The following is a 22,401-nucleotide window of genomic DNA, read 5'->3' on the forward strand; positions in this document are numbered from 1 at the left end:
GCAATGTTGCTGGCGCTGGCGCAATGGCTGCAAGGTGACGCAAGCTTTTTGCGCTTGTTCACATACCTGACGTTCCGTGCGGTGATGGCCACCATCACCGCGCTGGGCATCGGCCTGGTCTGTGGCCCCTGGGTGATCCGCAAGCTGACCGAAATGAAGGTCGGCCAGGCCGTGCGCAAGGACGGCCCGCAGACGCACCTGGTGAAATCGGGCACGCCGACCATGGGCGGCGTGCTGATCCTGATCGGCATCGCGGTCGCGACCCTGCTGTGGGGCGACCTGACCAACCGTTTCATCTGGATCGTGATGCTGGTCACCTTCGGCTTCGGCGTGGTCGGCTGGGTCGACGACTACCGCAAGGTGGTCCACAAGGACCCGCGCGGCATGTCGTCGAAGGAGAAGTATTTCTGGCAATCGCTGATCGGGCTGTTCGCGGCGGTCTACCTCGCCTTCAGCGTCTCGGAAGCCAGCAACGTGCGCGTGTTCGACCTGTTCATGGCCTGGGTGCGCAGCGGCCTGTCGATGGGCCTGCCGGCGCGCGCCGACCTGATGCTGCCCTTCCTCAAGTCGATCAGCTATCCGCTCGGCGTGTGGGGCTTCATCGCGCTGACCTACCTGGTGATCGTCGGCGCGAGCAATGCCGTCAACCTCACCGACGGCCTCGACGGGCTGGTGATCATGCCGGTGGTGCTGGTGGGTTCCTCGCTGGGCATCTTCGCCTACGTGATGGGCAGCTCGGTCTACTCGAAATACCTGCTGTTCCCGCACATCCCCGGCGCCGGCGAGCTGCTGATCTTCTGCTCGGCGATGGGCGGCGCGGGCCTGGCCTTCCTCTGGTACAACACGCACCCCGCGCAGGTGTTCATGGGCGACGTCGGCGCGCTGGCGCTGGGCGGCGCGCTCGGCACGGTGGCGGTGATCGTGCGCCAGGAAATCGTGCTGTTCATCATGGGCGGGATCTTCGTCGCCGAAACGCTCTCCGTGATGCTGCAGGTCACCTGGTTCAAGTACACCAAGCGCCGCTACGGCGAAGGGCGCCGCATCTTCAAGATGGCGCCGTTGCATCACCATTTCGAATTGTCCGGCTGGAAGGAAACGCAGGTGGTGGTGCGTTTCTGGATCATCACCCTGATGCTCTGTCTGTTCGGTTTGTCCACCCTCAAGCTGCGGTAAAGGGATAGCAAGGATGTCTGGCGAGATGTTTGGAGATCGGCAACGGCCGATGGTGCTGGTGCTGGGGCTCGGTGAATCGGGTCTCGCGATCGCGCGTTGGTGCGCGAGGCACGCCTGTCCGCTGCGGATCGCGGATACGCGCGAGGCGCCGCCGAATCTTGCCGCGCTGCGCGAGACCGTCGCCGAGGCGGAATTCGTCGGCGGTTCGTTCTCGCCCGCCCTGCTCGACGGTGGCATCGAACTGGTCGCCCTGAGCCCGGGCCTGTCGCCGCAGGAGCCCGCGCTGGCCTCGCTGCTGGCGGCCGCGCGCGAACGCGGCATCCCCGTATGGGGCGAACTCGAATTCTTCGCGCGCGCGCTGGCGGCGCTGGCCGCGAACGGTTACGCGCCCAAGGTGCTGGCGATCACGGGCACCAATGGCAAGACCACCACCACCAGCCTGACCGGGCTGCTCTGCGAACGCGCCGGACGCTCGGTGGCGGTGGCGGGCAATATCAGCCCGGCCATGCTCGACAAGCTCTCGGCCGCGATCGACGCGGCCGCGCTGCCGGACGTGTGGGTGCTCGAGCTGTCGAGCTTCCAGCTGGACAGCGCGGAAAGCTTCGCGCCCGACGCGGCCACCGTGCTCAACATCACGCAGGATCACCTCGACTGGCATGGCGGCTTCGAGGCCTATGCGGCCGCCAAGGGCCGCATCTTCGGGCCGCGCACGGTACGCGTGCTCAACCGCGGCGACGCCGAAGTCATGAAGTTCATGCCGCCGGCCGCCGCCGCCGACGCGCCGCGCGTCGTCACCTTCGGCCTGGACGAGCCGAGCCGCGAGGGCGATTACGGCCTCGCGCGCGACAACGGCATCAACTGGCTGGTGGAAGCGGTCGATCGCGACGGCAATGACGAACCGGTCTCGCCGCGTCGCCGCAAGGCCGAGGCCGCCGCCGCGCCGAACCTGGTTTCCAAGCGGCTGATGCCGGCCGACGCGCTGCGCATCCGCGGCCTGCACAACGCCGCGAACGCGCTGGCCGCGTTCGCACTGGCGCGCGCGATCGAGCTGCCGCCCGCCGCCCTGCTGCACGGCCTGCGCGAATACCGCGGCGAAGCCCATCGCGTCGAGCTGATCGCCTCGCTCGACGGAGTCGACTACGTCGACGACAGCAAGGGCACCAATGTCGGCGCGACGGTCGCCGCGCTCGACGGCCTGGCGCAACGCACCGTGCTGATCGCCGGCGGCGACGGCAAGGGCCAGGCGTTCGCGCCGCTCGCGGCGCCCGTGGCGCGCTGGTGCCGGACCGTGATGCTGATCGGCCGCGACGCCCGGCTGATTCGCGAGGCGCTCGCCGAGACCGGCGTGCCGCTGGTCGAACACGCCACGCTCGAGGCGGCCGTGCAGGCCGCCAGCATGATGGCCGAGCCTGGCGACGTGGTGCTGCTGTCGCCGGCCTGCGCGAGCTTCGACATGTTCACCGGCTACGCGCATCGCGCCGCCGTGTTCCGCAGCGCACTCGAGGACATCGCACTCGATCGAGGTACGACGCTATGAGCTGGTCCGACCGTTTCGTCTCCCGTTTCATCGGCCAGCGCGAGGCCGGCGGTGCCGCCTCCGTCGCCCGTGCCGCCACCGGCCGCGCCGCCTCGGCCGCCAGCGGCCTGGCCGCCGGCCTCGGCGGGGTGCGCCCGACGCGCTCGCGCATGCTCGACTTCGACTACTCGCTGATGTGGGTGGCGATCGCCCTGCTCGGGCTCGGCGTGGTGATGGTCTATTCGGCGTCGATCGCGATGCCCGATTCGCCGAAGTACGCCGCCTATCACGACTACGCCTTCCTGCTGCGCCATATCGTGTCGCTGACGGTCGCCTTCGTGGCGGCCGTGTTCGCGTTCCGGGTGCCGATCGCGACCTGGGACAAGTACGCGCCGCACCTGTTCCTGTTGGCGTTGGTGGCCCTGGCGATCGTGCTGGTGCCGCACGTCGGCAAGGGCGTGAACGGCGCGCGCCGCTGGATTCCGCTCGGCATCACCAACATGCAGCCGTCCGAGATCATGAAGCTCGCGGTGACGATCTACGCGGCCAACTACACGGTGCGCAAGCAGGAGTACATGCAGAGCTTCGCCAAGGGCTTCATGCCGATGGCGGCCGCGGTCGGCCTGGTCGGCATGCTGCTGCTGCTCGAGCCCGACATGGGCGCCTTCATGGTGGTGGCCGCGATCGCGATGGGCGTGCTGTTCCTCGGCGGCGTGAACGGCAAGCTGTTCGGCGGCCTGGTGGCCACCGCGGTCGGCACCTTCACGATGCTGGTCTGGCTCTCGCCCTGGCGCCGCGAGCGGATCTTCGCCTATCTCGATCCCTGGGACGAGCGCTACGCGCAGGGCAAGGCCTACCAGCTCACCCACTCACTGATCGCCTTCGGCCGCGGCGAGTGGTTCGGCGTCGGCCTGGGCGGCAGCGTCGAGAAGCTCAACTACCTGCCCGAGGCGCATACCGACTTCATCCTCGCCGTGATCGGCGAGGAGCTCGGCTTCGTCGGCGTGCTGGTGGTGATCCTGCTGTTCTACTGGATCGTGCGCCGGGCCTTCGAGATCGGCCGCCAGGCGCTCGCGCTCGACCGCACCTTCGCGGGGCTGATGGCCAAGGGCGTCGGCATCTGGTTCGGCGCGCAAGCCTTCATCAACATGGGCGTGAACCTCGGCCTGCTGCCGACCAAGGGCCTCACGCTGCCGCTGGTCAGCTACGGCGGCTCGGGCATCCTGCTCAACTGCATCTCGCTGGCGGTGCTGCTGCGCGTCGACTACGAGAACCGGGTGCTGATGCGCGGAGGCAAGATATGAGCGCCAAACCGCGCACGCTGATGGTGATGGCAGGCGGCACCGGGGGCCACGTGTTCCCGGGGCTGGCCGTCGCCCATCGGATGGAGGCGCAGGGCTGGCGCGTGGTGTGGCTCGGCAATCCGGCCGGCATGGAAGCGAGCCTGGTGCCCAAGCACGGCATTCCGATGGAGCCGGTGCGTTTCGGCGGGCTGCGCGGCAAGGGCCTGAAGACCAAGCTGACGCTGCCCTTCAACCTGCTGCGCGCCTGCGCGCAGAGCCTCGGCGCATTGCGCCGCGTGCAGCCCGACGTGGTGCTCGGCATGGGCGGCTACATCACCTTCCCGGCCGGCGTGATGACCGCGCTGACCGGCCGCCCGCTGGTGCTGCACGAGCAGAATTCGGTCGGCGGCCTGGCCAACAAGGTGCTGGCCAAGCTGGCCCGGCGCGTGCTGGTGGCCTTCCCCGGCGCCTTGCCGAAGGCCGAGTGGACCGGCAATCCGATTCGCGACGAGCTCGCGCATTGCGCGCTGCCGGCCGCGCGCTACGCCGCGCGCAGCGGCCCGCTGCGCCTGCTGGTGGTGGGCGGCAGCCTGGGCGCGGCCGCGCTCAACGAAGTCGTGCCGCGCGCGCTGGCGCTGCTCTCGCCCGAAAGCCGCCCGCGGGTGGTGCACCAGGCCGGCGCCAAGCATATCGACGCGCTGCGCGCGAACTACGACGCGGCGGGGCTCGCGGCCGGCCAGGACGTCGAGCTGCTGCCCTTCATCGACGACATGGCCGCGGCCTATGCGAACGCCGACCTGGTGATCTGCCGCTCCGGCGCGATGACGGTCTCGGAGATCGCCGCGGTGGGCGTAGCCGCGTTGTTCGTGCCGTTCCCGCACGCGGTCGACGATCACCAGACCACCAACGCCGCCTTCCTGGCCGACCAGGGCGCGGCGGTCCTCGTACAACAACGCGACCTGTCGGCCGAGCTGCTCGCCGACTGGCTGCGCGGCCAGACGCGCGACTCGCTCGCGCAGATGGCCGAACGTTCGCGCTCGTTCGCGAAGCCCGATGCCACCGATGTGGTCGCGCGCGTGTGCGCGCAGGCCGCGGGCGCGAACCTGGAATCGAAGTCATGAAACACATCGTCAAACACATCCATTTCGTCGGCATCGGCGGCGCCGGCATGAGCGGCATCGCCGAGGTGCTGGTCAATCTGGGCTACCAGGTCAGCGGCTCCGACCTGTCGCGCAATGCCGTGACCGAGCGGCTCGAGGCGCTCGGCGCGCGCGTGGCGATCGGCCACGACGCGGCCAATATCGAGGGGGCGAACGCCGTGGTGGTGTCCACCGCGGTGCGCTCGGACAATCCCGAGGTGCTGGCCGCGCGCCGGCTGCGCGTGCCGATCGTGCCGCGCGCGGTGATGCTGGCCGAGCTGATGCGCCTGAAGCAGGGCATCGCGATCGCCGGCACCCACGGCAAGACCACCACCACCAGCCTGGTGGCCAGCGTGCTGGCCGCGGGCGGCCTGGACCCGACCTTCGTGATCGGCGGCCGCCTGATCAGCGCCGGCGCCAACGCGCGGCTCGGCTCGGGCGACTTCATCGTGGCCGAGGCGGACGAGTCGGATGCCTCGTTCCTGAACCTGTATCCCGTCATCGAGGTGATCACCAACATCGATGAAGACCACATGGATACCTACGGGCACGATTTCGCGCGCCTGAAGCAGGCCTTCATCGAATTCACCCAGCGGCTGCCGTTCTACGGCAGCGCGGTGGTCTGCGTCGACGATCCGAACGTGCGCCAGATCATTCCCTTCATCTCCAAGCCGGTGGTGCGCTACGGCCTGTCGCCCGACGCCGAGGTGCGGGCCGAGCAGGTCGACGCGCGCGACGGCCGCATGCACTTCACGGTGATCCGCGACGGCCACGCGCCGCTGCCGGTGGTGCTGAACCTGCCGGGTCTGCACAACGTGCAGAACGCGCTGGCGGCGATCGCGATCGCCACCGATCTCGGCGTGGCGGACGCGGCGATCCAGCAGGCGCTGGCCGACTTCAACGGCGTGGGCCGGCGCTTCCAGCGCTACGGCGAACTCGCCGCGGCCGACGGCGGCAGCTACACGCTGATCGACGACTACGGCCATCACCCGGTCGAGATGGCGGCCACCATCGCCGCGGCGCGCGGCGCGTTCCCGGGCCGCCGGCTGGTGCTGGCGTTCCAGCCGCATCGCTATACGCGCACGCGCGACTGCTTCGAGGATTTCGTCAACGTGCTGTCGACCGTCGACGCGCTGGTGCTGACCGAGGTCTACGCGGCCGGCGAGGCGGCGATCCCGACCGCCAGCGGCGAGGCCCTGTCGCGCGCGCTGCGCGAGATCGGCCGGGTCGATCCGAGCTTCGTGGCCGGCGTCGACGAGGTCCCGGCCGCGCTCGCCCAGGTGGTGCGCGCCGGCGATGTGGTGATCACGATGGGCGCGGGTTCGATCGGCGCGGTGCCGGGCCGGATCGCGCAGCAACAGCAACAGAAGGGATGACATGAGCGGGATCGATCCGAAACGTTTCGGCAAGGTGGCGGTACTGTTGGGCGGCGTGTCCGCCGAGCGCGAGGTATCGCTGAAATCGGGCACGCTGGTCGTGCAGGGGCTGCGCGAGGCCGGCATCGACGCGCATCCGTTCGATCCGTCCGAGCGGCCGCTGGCCGCGCTCAAGGACGAAGGCTACGTGCGCGCCTTCAACGCGCTGCACGGCGGCTACGGCGAGAACGGCCAGATCCAGGGCGCGCTCGACTTCTACGGCATCCGCTACACCGGCACCGGCGTGCTCGGCTCGGCGCTCGGCCTCGACAAGTTCCGCACCAAGCTGGTCTGGCAGCAGACCGGCATCCCCACGCCGCCGTTCGAGGTGGTGCTGCGCGGCGACGACTACGCCGCGCGTGCGCCGGAAATCGTCGCGAAGCTGGGCCTGCCGCTGTTCGTGAAGCCGGCCAGCGAGGGCTCGAGCGTGGCGGTGATCAAGGTCAAGGACGCGGCGGCGCTGCCTGCGGCGCTCGACGAGGCCGCGCGGCACGACAAGATCGTGCTGGTCGAGAAGAGCATCGAGGGCGGTGGCGAGTACACCGCCTGCATCGCCGGCGACCTGGACCTGCCGGTGATCCGCATCGTGCCGGCCGGCGAGTTCTACGACTACCACGCGAAGTACATCGCCGACGACACGCAATACCTGATTCCTTGCGGCATCGAGGCCGGCCGCGAAGCCGAAGTCAAGCGCCTGGCGCGCCGAGCCTTCGACGTGCTGGGCTGCACCGACTGGGGGCGCGCCGACTTCATGCTCGACGCCGCGGGCAACCCGTATTTCCTGGAAGTGAACACCGCGCCGGGCATGACCGACCACTCGCTGCCGCCCAAGGCGGCGCGCGCGGTCGGCATCAGCTACTCGGAGCTGGTGGTGAAGGTGCTGGCCATGACGCTCGAAGACTGACGGGACACGGGACGCAACCATGTGGAACAACGTTCGCCAACTCAACCTCGCGGCCAGCGCGCTCTACGCGCTGCTGCTGCTCGGTTGCACGGCGGCGGGCTGCTACTGGCTGATCCAGCGCCCGGCTTTCGCGCTGCGGACGATCCTGATCGACGGCGACACCGAGCACATCAACGCGCCCACCGTGCGCGCCGGCGTGGTCGGGCGGCTGAAGGGCAATTTCTTCACGGTCGATCTCGACACCGCGCGCGTCGCGTTCGAGCAGATGCCGTGGGTGCGCCACGCCAGCGTGCGGCGGGTCTGGCCGAACGCGCTGGCTGTCACGCTGGAGGAGTACAAGCCGCTGGGTACCTGGGGCAGCGACCAGCTGGTCAGCACCGACGGCGAGCTGTTCACGGCCAACCAGGGCGAACTCGACGAGGAACTGCCGGCCTTCGACGGACCGGACGGCAGCGCGAGGGAGGTGGTGCAGCGCTATCGCGACTTCGCGAAGTGGCTCGCGCCGCTCGACTCGGCGCCCGAGGAGGTGAGCCTGTCCTCGCGCTACGCCTGGACGGTGAAGCTGGCCAACGGCATGGAGATCGAATTCGGTCGCGAGCGCAATGGCGACACGCTGCCGGATCGCGCGCAACGGCTGGTCGCCGCGTGGCCGGCCGTGACGCAACGCTGGGGCAAGGACATCGAGTACGCGGACCTGCGTTATCCGAACGGTTTTGCGATCCGGGCGGCGAACATGCGCTTCCTGAGCGACGCCGACAAGGCCAAAAAGTAACAAGACATCACACGCAAGAGCACTTATGAGCAAAGACTACAAGGATCTGCTGGTTGCCCTCGACATTGGCACGTCGAAGGTCGTGGCCGTCGTGGCGGAGCTGAAAGGCGAGGGCCACTACGAGGTGATCGGGCTTGGCCAGAGCGAGTCGAAAGGTCTCAAGAAAGGCGTGGTGGTGAACATCGAGGCCACCGTGCAGTCGATCCAGCGCGCGCTCGAGGAAGCCGAGCTGATGGCCGACTGCAAGATCACGAACGTGTTCACGGGGATCGCCGGCAGCCACATCCGCAGCTTCAACTCGAGCGGGATGGTGGCGATCAAGGAGAAGGAGGTCACCCAGACCGACGTGGCGCGCGTGATCGAGACCGCCAAGGCGATCAACATCCCGACCGACCAGCAGGTGCTGCACATCCTGACCCAGGAATTCATCATCGACGGCCAGGAGGACGTGCGCGAGCCGATCGGCATGAGCGGGATCCGCCTCGAGGTGAAGGTGCACATCGTGACGGGCGCGGTCAGCGCCGCGCAGAACATCGTCAAGTGCGTGCGCCGCTGCGGGCTGGAAGTGAACGACCTGATCCTGCAGCCGCTGGCCTCGTCGCTGGCGGTGCTGACCGAGGACGAGAAGGATCTCGGCGTGGTGCTGGTCGACATCGGCGGCGGCACCACCGACATCGCGATCTTCGCCGAAGGCGCGATCCGCCATACCGCGGTGATCCCGATCGCCGGCGACCAGATCACCAGCGACATCGCGATGGCGCTGCGCACGCCGACGCCGGACGCGGAGGACATCAAGGTCAGCCACGGCATCGCCAAGCAGGCGCTGGCCGACCCGGACGAGATGGTCGAGGTGCCGGGGCTCGGCGAGCGCGGCCCGCGCACGCTGTCGCGCCAGGCGCTGGCGGCCGTCATCGAGCCGCGCGTCGAGGAGCTGTTCTCGCTGGTGCAGCAGGTGGTGCGCGAGTCGGGTTACGAAGAGTTACTGAGTTCCGGTGTCGTGTTGACCGGCGGTGCTGCGATGATGCCGGGCATGGTCGAACTCGGCGAGGACATCTTCCTCAAACCGGTGCGCATCGGCGCGCCGGAATATGCGGGCGGCCTGGCCGACGTGGTGCGCAATCCGCGCTACTCGACGGCGATGGGGCTGCTGGTGGAGGGCAGCGCGCAGCGGATGCGCGGGCGCAAGGTCGCCGTGCAATCCGGTTCCGCGGGGCAGATCTTCACGCGCATGAAGGACTGGTTCCTGAGCAATTTCTAAGGGTTTTAGCGCCGGTGCCGGCGGCCGGCGCGCGGACAGGAGGTTGCCCGATCTCCTGCCGGATAACGGCCGAGCAGATTTATCTTTCTTGACGGAGGCAACAATGGAATTCGAAATGCTGGAAACCGAGACCAACGGCACCATCATCAAGGTGATCGGGGTCGGTGGCGCGGGCGGCAACGCCGTGGCGCACATGATCAACCGTGGTGTCCAGGGCGTCGATTTCGTCGTCATGAACACCGACGCGCAGGCGCTCTCGCGCTCGCGCGCACCGAACGTGATCCAGCTCGGCAACACCGGCCTGGGCGCCGGCGCGAAGCCGGACATGGGTCGTGCGGCGGCGGAAGAGGCGCGTGAGCGCATCGCCGATTCGCTGCGCGGCGCGCACATGGTGTTCATCACCGCCGGCATGGGCGGCGGCACCGGCACGGGCGCCGCGCCCGTGGTGGCGCAGATCGCCAAGGAAATGGGCATCCTGACGGTGGGTGTCGTCAGCAAGCCGTTCGAGTTCGAGGGCGGCAAGCGCATGCGCGTGGCCGAGGCCGGCGCGCAACAGCTCGAGGATCACGTCGATTCGCTGATCGTGGTGCTCAACGACAAGCTGTTCGACGTGATGGGCGACGACGCCGAGATGGACAAGTGCTTCCAGTGCGCCGACGACGTGCTGAACAACGCCGTGGCCGGCATCGCCGAGATCATCAATGTCGACGGCCTGGTCAACGTCGACTTCGAGGACGTGAAGACGGTGATGGGCGAGCAGGGCAAGGCGATGATGGGCACCGCGACGGTCGCGGGCGTCGATCGCGCGCGCCTGGCCGCCGAGCAGGCGGTCGCGAGCCCGCTGCTGGAAGGCGTGGACCTGTCGGGTGCGCGTGGCGTGCTGGTCAACATCACCTCGAGCCGTTCGCTGCGTCTGTCGGAAACGCGCGAAGTGATGAACACCATCAAGAGCTACGCCGCGGAAGACGCGACCGTGATCTTCGGCGCGGTCTACGACGACGCGATGGGCGATGCGCTGCGCGTGACGGTGGTCGCCACCGGCCTGGGCCGTGCCGCGAAGAAGCAGCAGACCACGCCGATGACGCTGCTGCGCACTGGCACCGACAACCAGCCGGTTGGCGCGGTCGGCCACAGCTACGCGCCGGCGCACGTGAATACGTCGGACTACGGCGCGCTCGACACGCCGGCGGTCTGGCGCAATTCGCGCGAGACGGCGGCGTCGCACGTGCAGGCGCTGCAGGAAAAGGGCGTCGACACGTACGACATCCCGGCCTTCCTGCGCAAGCAGGCCGACTGACAGGGGCAGGCCGGCCGCTCGCGCGGCCAGCCGACCTGACGGGTTGAACGCAACCGCAACAGGCCGCGTCGCTGTCGACGCCGGGCCGGGCCAGCTGCCCTCTTCGCATTCGCGAGGCGGAATGGGCCTTGCCGTCCCTGTCGGTTACGTCACCCGCAACCGCATCGCAATGAAGGACCAGTCATGATTCAAGCAGGCGACACGCTGCCCGACGCACAAGTCTTCGAATTCGTCGACGAAGCGCGCGAGGGCTGCACGCTCGGGCCGAATGCGCTCGACGTGCGTGAGCAGACGGCGGGCAAGCGCGTGGTGATCTTCGGATTGCCGGGCGCGTTCACGCCGACCTGTTCGGCGAAGCATGTACCGGGTTATGTCGAGCAGTTCGACGCGTTTAGCGCGGCCGGCATCGACGAGATCTGGTGCGTGTCCGTCAACGACGCATTCGTGATGGGCGCTTGGGGACGGGATCAGCACACCGCGGGCAAGGTGCGCATGATCGCGGACGGCAGCGCAGCCTTCACTCATGCACTGGGGCTTACGCAGGATCTGTCCGCGCGCGGCATGGGAATTCGTTCCCAGCGCTACGCGATGGTGGTCGACGACGGCGTGGTCAAGACGCTGGCCGTCGAGGCACCGGGCAAGTTCGAAGTCAGCGACGCGGCAAGCATCCTGGCGGCCGTGAAGCGCTGACGCGCTTCGCGCCGCACGTTGCGTCGCGGCAACGCGTCGCATAAAAGGGTGCCGCAACACGGGCCGTCGTCCGGGAACGCCTCCGTTCCGGGCGCCGGCCCGTCTTTCTTGACCTGTGCGTGCCTTGCAGGGGTAACGTGCAGAAACAGTTGATACGACATTCGGCGCAACCCGGCCTGTCGTTTTGCGCTATACTCTCGTCTATCGAATAAAAGTCCTGATTGATAACTTCAATCAAGAAGCACAACACCATGTTGAAGCAGCGAACCATCAAATCGATCGTGAAGACCGTCGGCATTGGCGTCCACTCGGGCCGCAAGGTCGAACTGACGCTCCGTCCGGCCGCAGCGGGCACGGGGATTGTTTTCACGCGCGTCGATTTGGCCACGCCGGTCGAGATCCCGGCCAAGCCGCTGGCGATCGGCGACACGCGCCTGGCCTCGGTGCTGCAGAAGGACGGCGCGCGCGTCTCGACCATCGAGCACCTGATGTCGGCCTGCGCCGGCCTCGGCATCGACAATCTCTACGTCGACGTGACCGCCGAGGAAATCCCGATCATGGACGGCAGCGCCGCGTCCTTCGTGTTCCTGATCCAGTCGGCCGGCATCGAGGAACAGAACGCGCCGAAGCGCTTCATCCAGGTCAAGCGCCGGGTGGAGATCCGCGACGGCGACAAGTTCGCGCGACTCGATCCCTACTTCGGCTTCAAGCTCAAGTTCACCATCGACTTCCGCCATCCGGCCGTCGACAAGACCGGCCAGGAGCTCGAGGTCGATTTCGGCACCACCTCGTATGTTCGCGAGATCGCGCGGGCCCGCACCTTCGGCTTCGCGCACGAGGTCGAGATGCTGCGCGAGCTCGGCCTTGCGCGCGGCGGCAGCATGGACAACGCGATCGTGCTCGACGAGTACCGCATCCTCAACAACGACGGCCTGCGCTACGACGACGAGTTCGTGAAGCACAAGATGCTCGACGCGATCGGCGATCTCTACGTGATCGGCCATCCGCTGCTGGCCTCGTATACGGCCTACAAGTCGGGCCACGGGCTGAACAACGCACTGCTGCGTGAATTGCTCGCGCACGAGGACGCCTACGAGATCGTCACGTTCGATGACCTGAAGGCCGCGCCGCGCGGTTTCGGTTTCGAGGCGCAGACGGCCTTCGCCTGAGCGGTTTCGGCGGGGTCTAATGAGAAAGGCAGCCTTCCGGCTGCCTTTTTTGCGTTTCGGGCCGGCAAGGCGGCGATTTCAGCGCGTCGATTTTGTCTTGGCGTGGCGCGCGGCCATCCGTGCCAGTGCGCTCTGCAGCGGCGAGGACGGCAGGCTGTCGGCCAGTTCGCGCAGTGCATCGGCACCGGCCGGCGTCATGCGCGCCTGCTTGATCCGCACCGGCTCGGGAGCATCCTGCGGGCGCACCCGGACCTTCAGCGTCGCCACGTGCCAGCCGCGTGCCTGCAGGTCGGCCACCAGGCGCGGCGCGACCTGCCGCAACCGCGCGGCCAGCGCGTTGTGCCCCGCGAACAGGGTCAGCACGCCGTCCTTGATCGAGCCGGGATCGACATGATTGGCCAGGTACTCGGGCAGCAGCGCGCGCAGGTCGCGCTGCAGCGAGGCGACCTGCTCGACGCCGGCGCGCAGCGCGGCGAACGCGTCGGTGCGCTTGAGCACGTCGGCGGCGACCTGCGGCCGCGCGAAGCCTGACGGATGGGCGTACCTGGAGGAGCGGTTCATGGACGGACAGGCGGGAGCAATGGCCGGATTGTACCGCGTGCAATGGCGGCCGGCGGCCGTTTCCACGGGGCCGGATCGCTTTGCGGGGCGTCCCGCGATGGCCCTGCGGTCGCCCCTCGCCATGTCCTCGCGGCGCCTCTTGCGGTGGCGCCGATCCGCCCGCATATCGGTAGCGGCGCGGGCAGCTTCGGCCCGGGCGTCGCGGCCCGCGAAGTCGGTGCCGGCGCGACACCGGCTTGCCTAAATGCGCGTGCTAAAATTCCTCGTTTGAATTCACTCATACGCTAAGCCGCCAAGGCTCGGCGCGCCGGGGCCGGCGTCATCCGCTCCGGGGCCGTTGCTGCGACGCAGACCCGATCGATGACAACCGGTTTTCTCCAGAAGATTTTTGGCAGCCGCAACCAGCGGCTAGTCAAGCAATACCAAAAGACCGTCACGGCGATCAATGCGCTCGAATCGCAATTCGAGCAGCTGACGGATGACCAGTTGCGCGGCAAGACGGGTGAATTCCGGCAGCGTGTCGCGGCCGGCGAGTCGCTCGACAAGCTGCTGCCGGAGGCGTTCGCGGTGTGCCGCGAAGCCAGCCGGCGAGTGCTGAAGATGCGCCACTTCGACGTGCAGCTGATCGGCGGCATGGTGCTGCATTACGGCAAGATCGCCGAAATGCGTACCGGCGAGGGCAAGACCCTGGTGGCGACGCTGCCGGTCTACCTGAACGCGCTGTCGGGCCGCGGCGTGCACGTGGTGACCGTCAACGACTACCTGGCGCAGCGCGATGCCGAGTGGATGGCGCGCCTCTACAACTTCCTCGGGCTGTCGGTCGGCATCAACCTGTCCGGCATGGAGCACGAGCAGAAGCAGGAAGCCTACGCGTCCGACATCACCTACGGCACCAACAACGAATTCGGCTTCGACTACCTGCGCGACAACATGGTCTACGAGACCGAGGCGCGCGTGCAGCGGGCGCTGAACTTCGCGGTGGTCGACGAGGTGGACTCGATCCTGATCGACGAGGCCCGCACGCCGCTGATCATCTCGGGCCAGGCCGAGGACCACACCGAGCTCTACGTGCGCATGAACGCGCTGCCGCCGCTGCTCGAGCGCCAGATCGGCGAGGAAAAGGCCGACGGCACCGGCGTCGAGAAGCCGGGCGACTACACGCTCGACGAGAAGGCGCGCCAGGTGTTCCTGACCGAGTTGGGTCACGAGAAGGCCGAGCGCCTGCTGTCCGAGTGGGGCCTGATCGGCGAGGGCGAGAGCCTGTACGCGCCGCAGAACATCACGCTGATGCACCACGTGTACGCGGCGCTGCGTGCCCACACGCTGTTCCATCTCGACCAGCACTACGTGGTGCAGAACGGCGAGGTGGTGATCGTCGACGAGTTCACCGGCCGCCTGATGGCGGGCCGCCGCTGGTCCGACGGCCTGCACCAGGCGGTCGAGGCCAAGGAGCACGCGAAGATCCAGAGCGAGAACCAGACGCTCGCCTCGATCACCTTCCAGAACTACTTCCGCATGTACGCGAAGCTGGCCGGCATGACCGGCACGGCCGATACCGAAGCGTACGAATTCAACGAGATCTACGGCCTCGAGACGGTGGTGATCCCCACCAACCGTCCGCCCAAGCGGATCGACAAGCAGGACCAGATCTACAAGAGCGCGAAGGAGCGCTACGACGCGGTGATCCGCGACATCCGCGACTGCTACGAGCGTGGCCAGCCGGTGCTGGTCGGTACCACCTCGATCGAGAACTCCGAGCTGCTCTCGCATCTGCTCAAGCAGGCCGGGCTGCCGCACGAGGTGCTCAACGCCAAGCAGCACGCGCGCGAGGCGGCGATCGTCGCCGAGGCCGGCCGGCCCAAGCGGATCACGATCGCCACCAACATGGCCGGTCGCGGTACCGACATCGTGCTGGGCGGCAACGCCGAGAAGCAGGCCGCCTTCCTCGAGGCCGACGAGGCGATCCCGGCCGAGGAGAAGGCCGCGCGCATCAAGCAGCTGCACGACGAGTGGGAGACGCTGCACGAGCAGGTCAAGGCCGCCGGCGGCCTGCACATCATCGGCACCGAGCGCCACGAATCGCGCCGGATCGACAACCAGCTGCGCGGCCGTGCAGGCCGCCAGGGCGACCCGGGTTCCTCGCGCTTCTACCTGTCGCTCGACGATCCGCTGCTGCGCATCTTCGCGGGCGACCGCGTGCGCGCCATCATGGACCGCCTGAAGATGCCCGAGGGCGAGGCGATCGAGGCCGGCATCGTGACGCGCTCGATCGAATCGGCGCAACGCAAGGTCGAGGCGCGCAACTTCGACATCCGCAAGCAACTGCTCGAATACGACGACGTCTCCAACGACCAGCGCAAGGTCATCTACCAGCAGCGCAATGAACTGCTCGAGGCGCACGACATCGCCGAGACGATCGGCGCGATGCGCCACGGCGTGATCACCGAGGTGGTCCACCAGTTCGTGCCGCAGGGCAGCATCGAGGAGCAATGGGACCTGCCCGAGCTCGAGGAAGCGCTGCGCAACGACTGGGGGCTCGACCTGGCGATCCAGGAGATGGTCAACGAGTCGCAGTCGATCAGCGTCGACGAAATCCTCGAAGCCGTCGTGACGGCCGCCGACGAGCACTACGAGGCCAAGGTCACGATGGTCGGCCGCGAGGCCTTCAGCTCCTTCGAGCGCTCGATCATGCTGCAGACGCTCGACCGCCTCTGGCGCGAGCACCTGGCCGCGCTCGACCACCTGCGCCAGGGCATCCACCTGCGCGGTTACGCGCAGAAGAACCCGAAGCAGGAATACAAGCGCGAGGCCTTCGAGCTGTTCGCCGCGATGCTCGAGGCGACCAAGCAGGAAGTCACGCGCATCGTCATGAACGTGCAGATCCAGTCGCCCGAGCAGCTCGAGGAAGCCGCCGAGCAGATCGAGGAAGCGGGCGGCAATCTCGACAACGTCGAGTTCCGCCACGCCGATTTCTCCGATGCGGGCGCGGCTGCGGCCGGCGTCGCGGTGGCCGCGGCGGCCGCCACCGATGCCACGGCCGAGCTGGTCGGCGACGCGATGGCGGGCAATGCCGTGGGCGAGGTGCCGCGGGTCGGGCGCAACGATCCCTGCCCCTGCGGCAGCGGCAAGAAGTACAAGCAGTGCCACGGCAAGCTGAGCTGATCCCGGCGACGGCCGGCGCGGCATGCGATCCATGCCGCGCACGGTCGCCGTTTCGTCACTTGCGTACTGCAAGATGAATCCGCGGCGGCCCGCAGCAATGCGCGCCGCCGCTTCGTTCAAATCCATCGATGCCGGCAGGAGCCGGCATTTTCCTTCCGGCAGGTGTCTCCATGGCTGTCAATTTCCCTTCGATCGATCCCGCGCAACTGCATCCCGTCGCCGGCGTCACGCTAGGCTGGGCCGAGGCCAACATCCGCAAGCCGAACCGCAAGGACGTGCTCGTCATCTCGGTCGAGGAAGGCGCGACGGTGGCCGGCGTGTTCACCGAGAACCGCTTCTGCGCGGCGCCCGTGATCGTCTGCCGCGAACACCTGGCTGCGGTGCGTGCCGGCGGCCCGGCGATTCGCGCGCTGGTGGTCAATACGGGTAACGCGAACGCCGGCACCGGCGAGCCGGGCCTGGCGGCGACCCGCGCGACCTGCGACGAGCTCGCGCGCCTGGCCGGCCTGCAGCCCTCGCAGGTGCTGCCGTTCTCCACCGGCGTGATTCTCGAGCCGCTGCCCGTCGATCGCCTGAAGGCCGGCCTGCCGGCCGCGCTGGCGAACCGGGCGGCCGCCAACTGGTTCGACGCCGCGCAGGCGATCATGACCACCGACACGCTGCCCAAGGCCGCCTCGCGCCAGGTCACGATCGACGGCCACACGGTCACGCTGACCGGCATCAGCAAGGGCGCCGGCATGATCAAGCCGAACATGGCCACCATGCTCGGCTACCTGGCCTTCGACGCCAAGGTCGCGCAGCCGGTGCTCGACCAACTGGTGAAGGAAGTCGCGAACCGCTCCTTCAACTGCATCACGATCGACGGCGATACCTCGACCAACGATTCCTTCATCCTGATCGCCTCGGGCAAGTCGAGCCTGCCGGCGATCGATTCGGTGGACTCGCCCGCCTACGCGGCGCTGCGCGAGGCCGTCACCGAGGTGGCGCAGACGCTGTCGCAACTGATCGTGCGCGACGGCGAGGGCGCCACCAAGTTCATGACGGTGCAGGTCGAGGGCGGCCGCGACGTGGCGGAATGCCGGAAGATCGCCTACGCGATCGGCCATTCGCCGCTGGTGAAGACGGCGTTCTACGCCTCGGACCCCAACCTCGGCCGGATCCTGGCCGCGATCGGCTACGCCGGGGTGGGCGATCTCGACGTCGGCAGGATCGACCTCTACCTCGACGACGTGCTGGTGGCCAAGGCCGGCGGCCGCAACCCGGCCTACCAGGAAGCCGACGGCCAGCGCGTGATGAAGCAGAGCGAGATCACGATCCGCGTGCTGCTGGGCCGCGGCGAGGCCAGCGCGACGGTCTGGACCTGCGACCTGTCGCACGACTACGTCAGCATCAACGCCGACTACCGCTCCTGAGCCGGCGCATGGCGCGCCCGGCGCGCCGTGCCGTCGCCGAATCTCGAATCACCCGATTGCTGGAAAGTGGATGGACAAGCTCGAACAGTTTCTCGACCGCGCCGAAGCCCTGCTGGGCCGTTTCGAAGCCCTGCTGCCGCCGGCGCCCGCCGACGTCGACTGGAATGCCGCGACGGCGTTTCGCTGGCGCAAGCGCCAGGGGCGCGGTTACCTGCAGGCCGTGCCGGCCATCTCGCAGATCGCGCTCGACGACCTGCACAACATCGATCGCCAGAAGGGGCTGATCGAACAGAACACGCGCCAGTTCGTGACGCGGCGCCCCGCCAACAACGTGCTGCTGACGGGCGCGCGCGGCACCGGCAAGTCCTCGCTGATCAAGGCCTGCCTCAATGCCTTCGCGGCCGACGGCCTGCGGCTGATCGAGGTCGACAAGGACGACCTGCATGACCTGGGCGACATCGTCGACCTGATTTCGGCGCGCCCGGAGCGCTTCATCGTGTTCTGCGACGATCTCTCCTTCGAGGACGGCGAATCCGGCTACAAGGCGCTGAAGGTGGCGCTGGACGGCTCGATCTCGGCGCAGTCCGACAACGTGCTGATCTACGCGACCTCGAACCGCCGGCACCTGCTGCCGGAGTACATGAGCGACAACGAGAGCTACAAGCACCTGCCCGACGGCGAGATCCATCCCGGCGAAGTGGTGGAGGAGAAGATCTCGCTGTCCGAGCGTTTCGGGCTGTGGGTCAGCTTCTACCCGTTCAAGCAGGACGACTACCTCGCGATCGTCGGGCACTGGCTGCGCCATTTCGGCTGCGACGAGGCGCAGGTCGAGGCCGCGCGCGGCGACGCGCTGGTCTGGGCGCTCGAACGCGGCTCGCGTTCGGGCCGGGTGGCCTGGCAGTTCGCGCGCGACCGCTCCGGTCGTCAGGAGAACGTATGACGGTGAACGCCGAAACCGCGGCCGGCGGCACGGCGCCGCGCAAGGTCACCGAGGTGGCGGTCGGCGTGCTGGTGCAGCCCGACGGCCGCTACCTGCTCGCGCAGCGCCCGGCCGGCAAGCCCTATGAAGGTTACTGGGAGTTCCCCGGCGGCAAGCTGGAGCCGGGCGAGAGCGTGGAAGCGGCGCTTTCGCGCGAGTTGCACGAGGAACTGGGGATTCACGTCACGGCCTGCCATCGCTGGCACACGCTGGAGCATGATTATCCGCACGCCTATGTGCGGCTGTTCTTCTGCAAGGTGACGGGCTGGGACGGCGAGCCGCATAGCCGTGAAGGGCAGGCCTTCGTCTGGCAGCAATTGCCGGTGGAGGTCGATCCGCTGTTGCCGGCGGCCCTGCCGGTGCTCGAACTGCTGGCACGCGAGGCCGAGGCGGGCTGATCGCTCCTCGGCCGTATCTTTTCCGCCCGGTCGTTCGGCTGGGCGGCACCACTTCCCCGTTATATCGCGTCGAATTCAGGACGCCGCGCTCGCGGCAGCCTGGGAAAAGTGACCGCTCAGTCGTGACGGCCGGAGCCGCCTTCCGGCTCCGCATCCGACGACGGCTCCTCGTCGGTGCCACCGATCCGATAGCGTTCGGCAGCCCAGGCGCCGAGATCCATCTGCTTGCAGCGGGCCGAGCAGAACGGGCGGAAGGTATTTTCCGGAACCCAGCGGACCTGTTTTCCGCAGGCCGGGCATTTGACGGCAAGAGTCACGATTTCAGAGATTACAGAGCGTCAACTGGAACGGCACGTCGATGTCGACCGCGCGCGGCCGCACGTCGCCGTCCTGGATGGTGAAGCGCACCCACAACATGTACTTGTTGGCGCTGGCTTCGGGGATCACATGGAGTTCCGGCGGCACGCGCACCTGCATCAACTGGTAGGTGCGCCCCGACAGCATCTGCTGGTAGCTGCCCTGCATCGCCATCACCTTCGAGGCCTGGCCCGATTCGCGCGCCAGGCGCAGCACGATGGTGGCCGCGTCGCGCAGCGGCAGCAGGGGCATCGCCCACTTGGTGATGTCCTGGCGCCGCTGCTCGGCGGGCCATTGCTGCCAGGCGTAATACGAGGGCAGGTCGAACTTGCAGGTGCCGCCCGGGATCACGGCGCGGCTGCGAATGCTGCCCAGCCATTCGTTGTCGAGCAGGTGCTGGCCGGTCTTGCCCTGCATCTGGCCGAGATTGGCGAGGGTCTGCTCGATTTCGCCGAGCACCGCCTCGAGCGCATTCTGCTCGATGCCGGGGTTGCCGCGAAACGGCGCGAGCGTCTGCCGCTGGCGTTCCAGCTCCTTCATCAGGTCCGACTTGAGATCCGCCCGGCCCGCGACTTCCGCGATTTCGAACAGCGTCGTCAGCGCCACGTGATGCTCCCTCGGATCTTCCTGCGACAGGAAGAACGCCAGGCGCTCGAACAGGTCTTCGAGGCGCAGCAAGGTGCGGATGCGTTCGTTGAACGGATACTCGTAAAGGATCAAGCGCGCTCGCCTCGGGCGTTGGGACAAAGGACCGGAATTGCTGGACATTCTAATGCCCACGCTCAGGCGTCGCAATCGCGCCTTGCGCAGGGATTCGCGCGGGCGTGGCGCTTGCTCGATCCCGCGCGGGCCCGGCCCGGCGGGCCCGGGAACGTTCAGGACTTCGATGCGGCCAGCGCGAGGTAATGCGCGTGCAGCGCGTCGATGCGAGTATCGAGCGCCGCGTCGGGCGCGGCCTCGTTGACGATCACGTCGTCGGCCGCCGCCAGGCGGGCCTCGCGCGTGGCCTGGCGTGCCACGATCGCCTCGACCTGCTCGCGCGCGAAGCCATTCCTCTGCATGACGCGCGCGATCTGCGTCTCGACCTCGCAATCAACCACCAGCACGCGATCGACGCGGCGGCGCCAACTGCCCGATTCGACCAGCAGCGGTACCACGAAGATCACATAAGGGCCATTCGCTCGCGCGGCCTGCTGCTCGGTCTCGGCGCGGATCAGCGGATGCGTGATGGCCTCCAGCCGCTTGCGCGCGGCTTCGTCGCCGAACACCAGCGCGCGCATCCGGGCCCGGTCGAGCGACCCGTCGGCGGCCACGAAGGCCGAGCCGAACGCGGCGGCGATCGCCGGCATCGCGGCGCCGCCGGGCGCGGTGACCTGGTGCGCGATCGCGTCGGTGTCGACCAGGGTCGCGCCGCGCGCGCCGAAACGGTTCGCGACCGTGGTCTTGCCGCTGCCGATACCGCCCGTCAATCCCACCGAGAACATGGGGTCAGCCTCCGATCGTCAGGTAGAACGGCGTGCCGTGCAGCAAGGTGAGGATGCCGCCGAGCGCGAGGAACGGCCCGAACGGCAGCGGCTCCTCGTAGCGCATGCGGCCGCGCCACATCGCCAGCAGGCCGACCGCCGCGCCGCTGAGGGCCGCGATCAGCAGCACCTGGGGCAGGGCGATCCAGCCGAGCCAGGCGCCGAGCGCGGCGAGCAGCTTGAGGTCGCCATAACCGATGCCCTCGATGCCGCGCAGCAGCTTGAACAGCCAGAACACGCACCAGAGGAACAGGTAGCCGGCGATCGCGCCGATCACGGCCTCGCGCAGGTCGACGAAATTGCCCCACAGATTGACGAGCAGCCCGGCCCACAGCAGGGGCAGGGTCATCGAATCGGGCAGGTAGCCGGTCTTGATGTCGATCAGGCTCATCGCCAGCAGCATCGCGCAGAGGCCGAAGGCGGCCAGCGCGGCCGGGACGGGACCGAACACGGCCAGCGAGGCGACCGCCAGCAGGCCGGAAACCAGCTCGACCAGCGGGTAGCGCGGGCTGATCGGCGCGCGGCACCGGGCGCAGCGCCCGCGCAGCGCCAGATAGCTCAGCACCGGCACGTTTTCCCAGGCGCGCAGCACGTGGCCGCAGTGAGGACAGGCGCTGCGCGGCGCCCACAGATCGTAGCGCGGCGGCAGGCCGTCGTCGGGCGCCGGGTCGCCGCCGGTGGCCTCGGCGAGTTCGGCCTGCCAGGCGCGCTGCATCATGATCGGCACGCGATGCGCGACCACGTTCAGGAAGCTGCCGATCACCAGCCCGAGCACGGCCGCGAACACGTAGCGGACGACGGCCGGCAGCGCGGCGAACGCGAGCGACGGATCGGCAAGGGCGAAAGACGAGATCATCGGGAAGGCTGGGAAAAGGGATTCGAGAGGAATCGGCGCGAGTCGGAACCGGGAGCGATGCTACACCACGTTGCCGAGCTGGACGATCGGCAGGTACATCGCGACCACCAGGGCGCCCACCAGCACGCCGAGCACGATCACCACCAGCGGCTCGCAGAGGCTCGTCAAGGCGCCGATCCGCTCGTCGACCTGCCGCTCGCAGAGCGAGGCGATGTCGGCGAGCATCGCGTCGAGCGTGCCCGATTCCTCGGCGACCGCGATCGGCTGGACCACCTCGGCCGGGAAGCAGCCGACCGCGCGCATCGCGGCGGCGAGCCGCTCACCGTGCAGCAGGCGTGTGGCGATGTCACCGGTCGCGCGATCGAACACGGGATTGCCGGTGGCCTGGGCGAGCGAGTCGAAGGCGTCGGCAAGCGGCGTGCCGGCGCGCAGCAGGGTGCCGAGCGTGCGGCTCCAGCGCGCGGCAGCGAGCGTGCGCAGCAAGGGGCCGGCGAGCGGCAGGCGCAGCGCGAGGTGCCCGGCCCGGTGGCGGGCCTC

Annotated in this window: 21 protein-coding genes; 15 read left to right on the forward strand and 6 right to left on the reverse strand. The window is 68.3% G+C overall.

All coding sequences use genetic code 11. The features are described 5' to 3' along the window. Nucleotides 1-3: 3 nt before the first annotated feature. The 11 genes from mraY to lpxC all read left to right on the forward strand — a co-directional run bounded on the left by mraY (nucleotide 4) and on the right by lpxC (nucleotide 12,616). Entirely contained in the window at nucleotides 4-1,173 is a 1,170-nt protein-coding gene (gene mraY, locus F3J10_RS18000; RefSeq protein ID WP_013696547.1) for a phospho-N-acetylmuramoyl-pentapeptide-transferase, read from the forward strand. Between the two features lie 25 nt (nucleotides 1,174-1,198). Beyond that, nucleotides 1,199-2,710: a UDP-N-acetylmuramoyl-L-alanine--D-glutamate ligase gene (gene murD / locus F3J10_RS18005; RefSeq protein WP_167242654.1), complete on the forward strand. Its 1,512-nt coding sequence runs from the start codon at nucleotides 1,199-1,201 to the stop codon at nucleotides 2,708-2,710. Next, a complete protein-coding gene (gene ftsW / locus F3J10_RS18010; RefSeq protein ID WP_013696549.1) occupies nucleotides 2,707-3,993 on the forward strand; it encodes a putative lipid II flippase FtsW in 1,287 nt (428 codons plus the stop codon). The genes murD and ftsW overlap by 4 nt, the downstream gene beginning before the upstream one ends. Further along, a complete protein-coding gene (murG, locus tag F3J10_RS18015; protein WP_167242651.1) occupies nucleotides 3,990-5,093 on the forward strand; it encodes an undecaprenyldiphospho-muramoylpentapeptide beta-N-acetylglucosaminyltransferase in 1,104 nt (367 codons plus the stop codon). Before ftsW ends, murG begins: the two co-directional genes overlap by 4 nt. Next, complete coding sequence (gene murC / locus F3J10_RS18020; RefSeq protein ID WP_098181330.1) at nucleotides 5,090-6,487, forward strand: UDP-N-acetylmuramate--L-alanine ligase; 1,398 nt, start codon at nucleotides 5,090-5,092, stop codon at nucleotides 6,485-6,487. Before murG ends, murC begins: the two co-directional genes overlap by 4 nt. A gap of 1 nt (nucleotide 6,488) precedes the next feature. Continuing rightward, complete coding sequence (locus F3J10_RS18025) at nucleotides 6,489-7,430, forward strand: D-alanine--D-alanine ligase (RefSeq protein ID WP_025096854.1); 942 nt, start codon at nucleotides 6,489-6,491, stop codon at nucleotides 7,428-7,430. 19 nt (nucleotides 7,431-7,449) lie between these two features. Beyond that, entirely contained in the window at nucleotides 7,450-8,202 is a 753-nt protein-coding gene (locus F3J10_RS18030; protein WP_025096853.1) for a cell division protein FtsQ/DivIB, read from the forward strand. A gap of 25 nt (nucleotides 8,203-8,227) precedes the next feature. After that, a complete protein-coding gene (gene ftsA / locus F3J10_RS18035; RefSeq protein ID WP_013696554.1) occupies nucleotides 8,228-9,460 on the forward strand; it encodes a cell division protein FtsA in 1,233 nt (410 codons plus the stop codon). A gap of 103 nt (nucleotides 9,461-9,563) precedes the next feature. Beyond that, nucleotides 9,564-10,757 (forward strand): cell division protein FtsZ, encoded by a 1,194-nt coding sequence (gene ftsZ / locus F3J10_RS18040; protein WP_013696555.1) that lies wholly within the window; start codon nucleotides 9,564-9,566, stop codon nucleotides 10,755-10,757. Nucleotides 10,758-10,940: 183 nt separating this feature from the next. Then, on the forward strand, nucleotides 10,941-11,447 hold the full coding sequence (locus F3J10_RS18045) for a peroxiredoxin (RefSeq protein ID WP_025096852.1): 507 nt from the start codon (nucleotides 10,941-10,943) through the stop codon (nucleotides 11,445-11,447). A 251-nt stretch (nucleotides 11,448-11,698) separates the two neighbouring features. Next, the gene (gene lpxC / locus F3J10_RS18050) at nucleotides 11,699-12,616 is read left to right on the forward strand and encodes a UDP-3-O-acyl-N-acetylglucosamine deacetylase (protein WP_025096851.1); all 918 of its coding nucleotides are present in this window, start codon (nucleotides 11,699-11,701) and stop codon (nucleotides 12,614-12,616) included. 78 nt (nucleotides 12,617-12,694) lie between these two features. Here lpxC and F3J10_RS18055 read toward each other — a convergent pair whose 3' ends face one another. Continuing rightward, nucleotides 12,695-13,177: a DUF721 domain-containing protein gene (locus F3J10_RS18055; protein ID WP_167231155.1), complete on the reverse strand. Its 483-nt coding sequence runs from the start codon at nucleotides 13,175-13,177 to the stop codon at nucleotides 12,695-12,697. Between the two features lie 360 nt (nucleotides 13,178-13,537). Here F3J10_RS18055 and secA point away from each other — a divergent pair, with 360 nt between their 5' ends. The 4 genes from secA to F3J10_RS18075 all read left to right on the forward strand — a co-directional run bounded on the left by secA (nucleotide 13,538) and on the right by F3J10_RS18075 (nucleotide 19,128). Then, nucleotides 13,538-16,339 carry a preprotein translocase subunit SecA gene (secA, locus tag F3J10_RS18060; protein ID WP_025096849.1) on the forward strand — a complete coding sequence of 934 codons (2,802 nt, stop codon included), beginning with the start codon at nucleotides 13,538-13,540 and terminating at the stop codon, nucleotides 16,337-16,339. Between the two features lie 170 nt (nucleotides 16,340-16,509). Beyond that, complete coding sequence (gene argJ, locus F3J10_RS18065; RefSeq protein WP_025096848.1) at nucleotides 16,510-17,751, forward strand: bifunctional glutamate N-acetyltransferase/amino-acid acetyltransferase ArgJ; 1,242 nt, start codon at nucleotides 16,510-16,512, stop codon at nucleotides 17,749-17,751. Between the two features lie 70 nt (nucleotides 17,752-17,821). Further along, a complete protein-coding gene (locus F3J10_RS18070) occupies nucleotides 17,822-18,691 on the forward strand; it encodes an ATP-binding protein (protein ID WP_025096847.1) in 870 nt (289 codons plus the stop codon). Further along, nucleotides 18,688-19,128 (forward strand): NUDIX domain-containing protein, encoded by a 441-nt coding sequence (locus tag F3J10_RS18075; RefSeq protein WP_013696562.1) that lies wholly within the window; start codon nucleotides 18,688-18,690, stop codon nucleotides 19,126-19,128. The genes F3J10_RS18070 and F3J10_RS18075 overlap by 4 nt, the downstream gene beginning before the upstream one ends. Nucleotides 19,129-19,244: 116 nt before the next feature. Here F3J10_RS18075 and F3J10_RS18080 read toward each other — a convergent pair whose 3' ends face one another. The 5 genes from F3J10_RS18080 to F3J10_RS18100 form a co-directional block, all read right to left on the reverse strand. Beyond that, entirely contained in the window at nucleotides 19,245-19,445 is a 201-nt protein-coding gene (locus F3J10_RS18080) for a DNA gyrase inhibitor YacG (RefSeq protein ID WP_013696563.1), read from the reverse strand. Between the two features lie 4 nt (nucleotides 19,446-19,449). Continuing rightward, the gene (gene zapD, locus F3J10_RS18085) at nucleotides 19,450-20,205 is read right to left on the reverse strand and encodes a cell division protein ZapD (protein WP_167242652.1); all 756 of its coding nucleotides are present in this window, start codon (nucleotides 20,203-20,205) and stop codon (nucleotides 19,450-19,452) included. A 155-nt stretch (nucleotides 20,206-20,360) separates the two neighbouring features. After that, complete coding sequence (coaE, locus tag F3J10_RS18090) at nucleotides 20,361-20,969, reverse strand: dephospho-CoA kinase (protein WP_167242653.1); 609 nt, start codon at nucleotides 20,967-20,969, stop codon at nucleotides 20,361-20,363. Nucleotides 20,970-20,973: 4 nt separating this feature from the next. Further along, nucleotides 20,974-21,864: an A24 family peptidase gene (locus F3J10_RS18095; RefSeq protein WP_240155626.1), complete on the reverse strand. Its 891-nt coding sequence runs from the start codon at nucleotides 21,862-21,864 to the stop codon at nucleotides 20,974-20,976. A gap of 60 nt (nucleotides 21,865-21,924) precedes the next feature. After that, nucleotides 21,925-22,401, reverse strand: a 477-nt coding sequence (locus F3J10_RS18100; protein WP_205200336.1) for a type II secretion system F family protein, incomplete at its 5' end; no start/stop codon positions are given.

It is taken from the genome of Burkholderia sp. Cy-637 (assembly GCF_011753175.1).
Lineage (GTDB): Bacteria > Pseudomonadota > Gammaproteobacteria > Burkholderiales > Burkholderiaceae > Burkholderia > Burkholderia gladioli.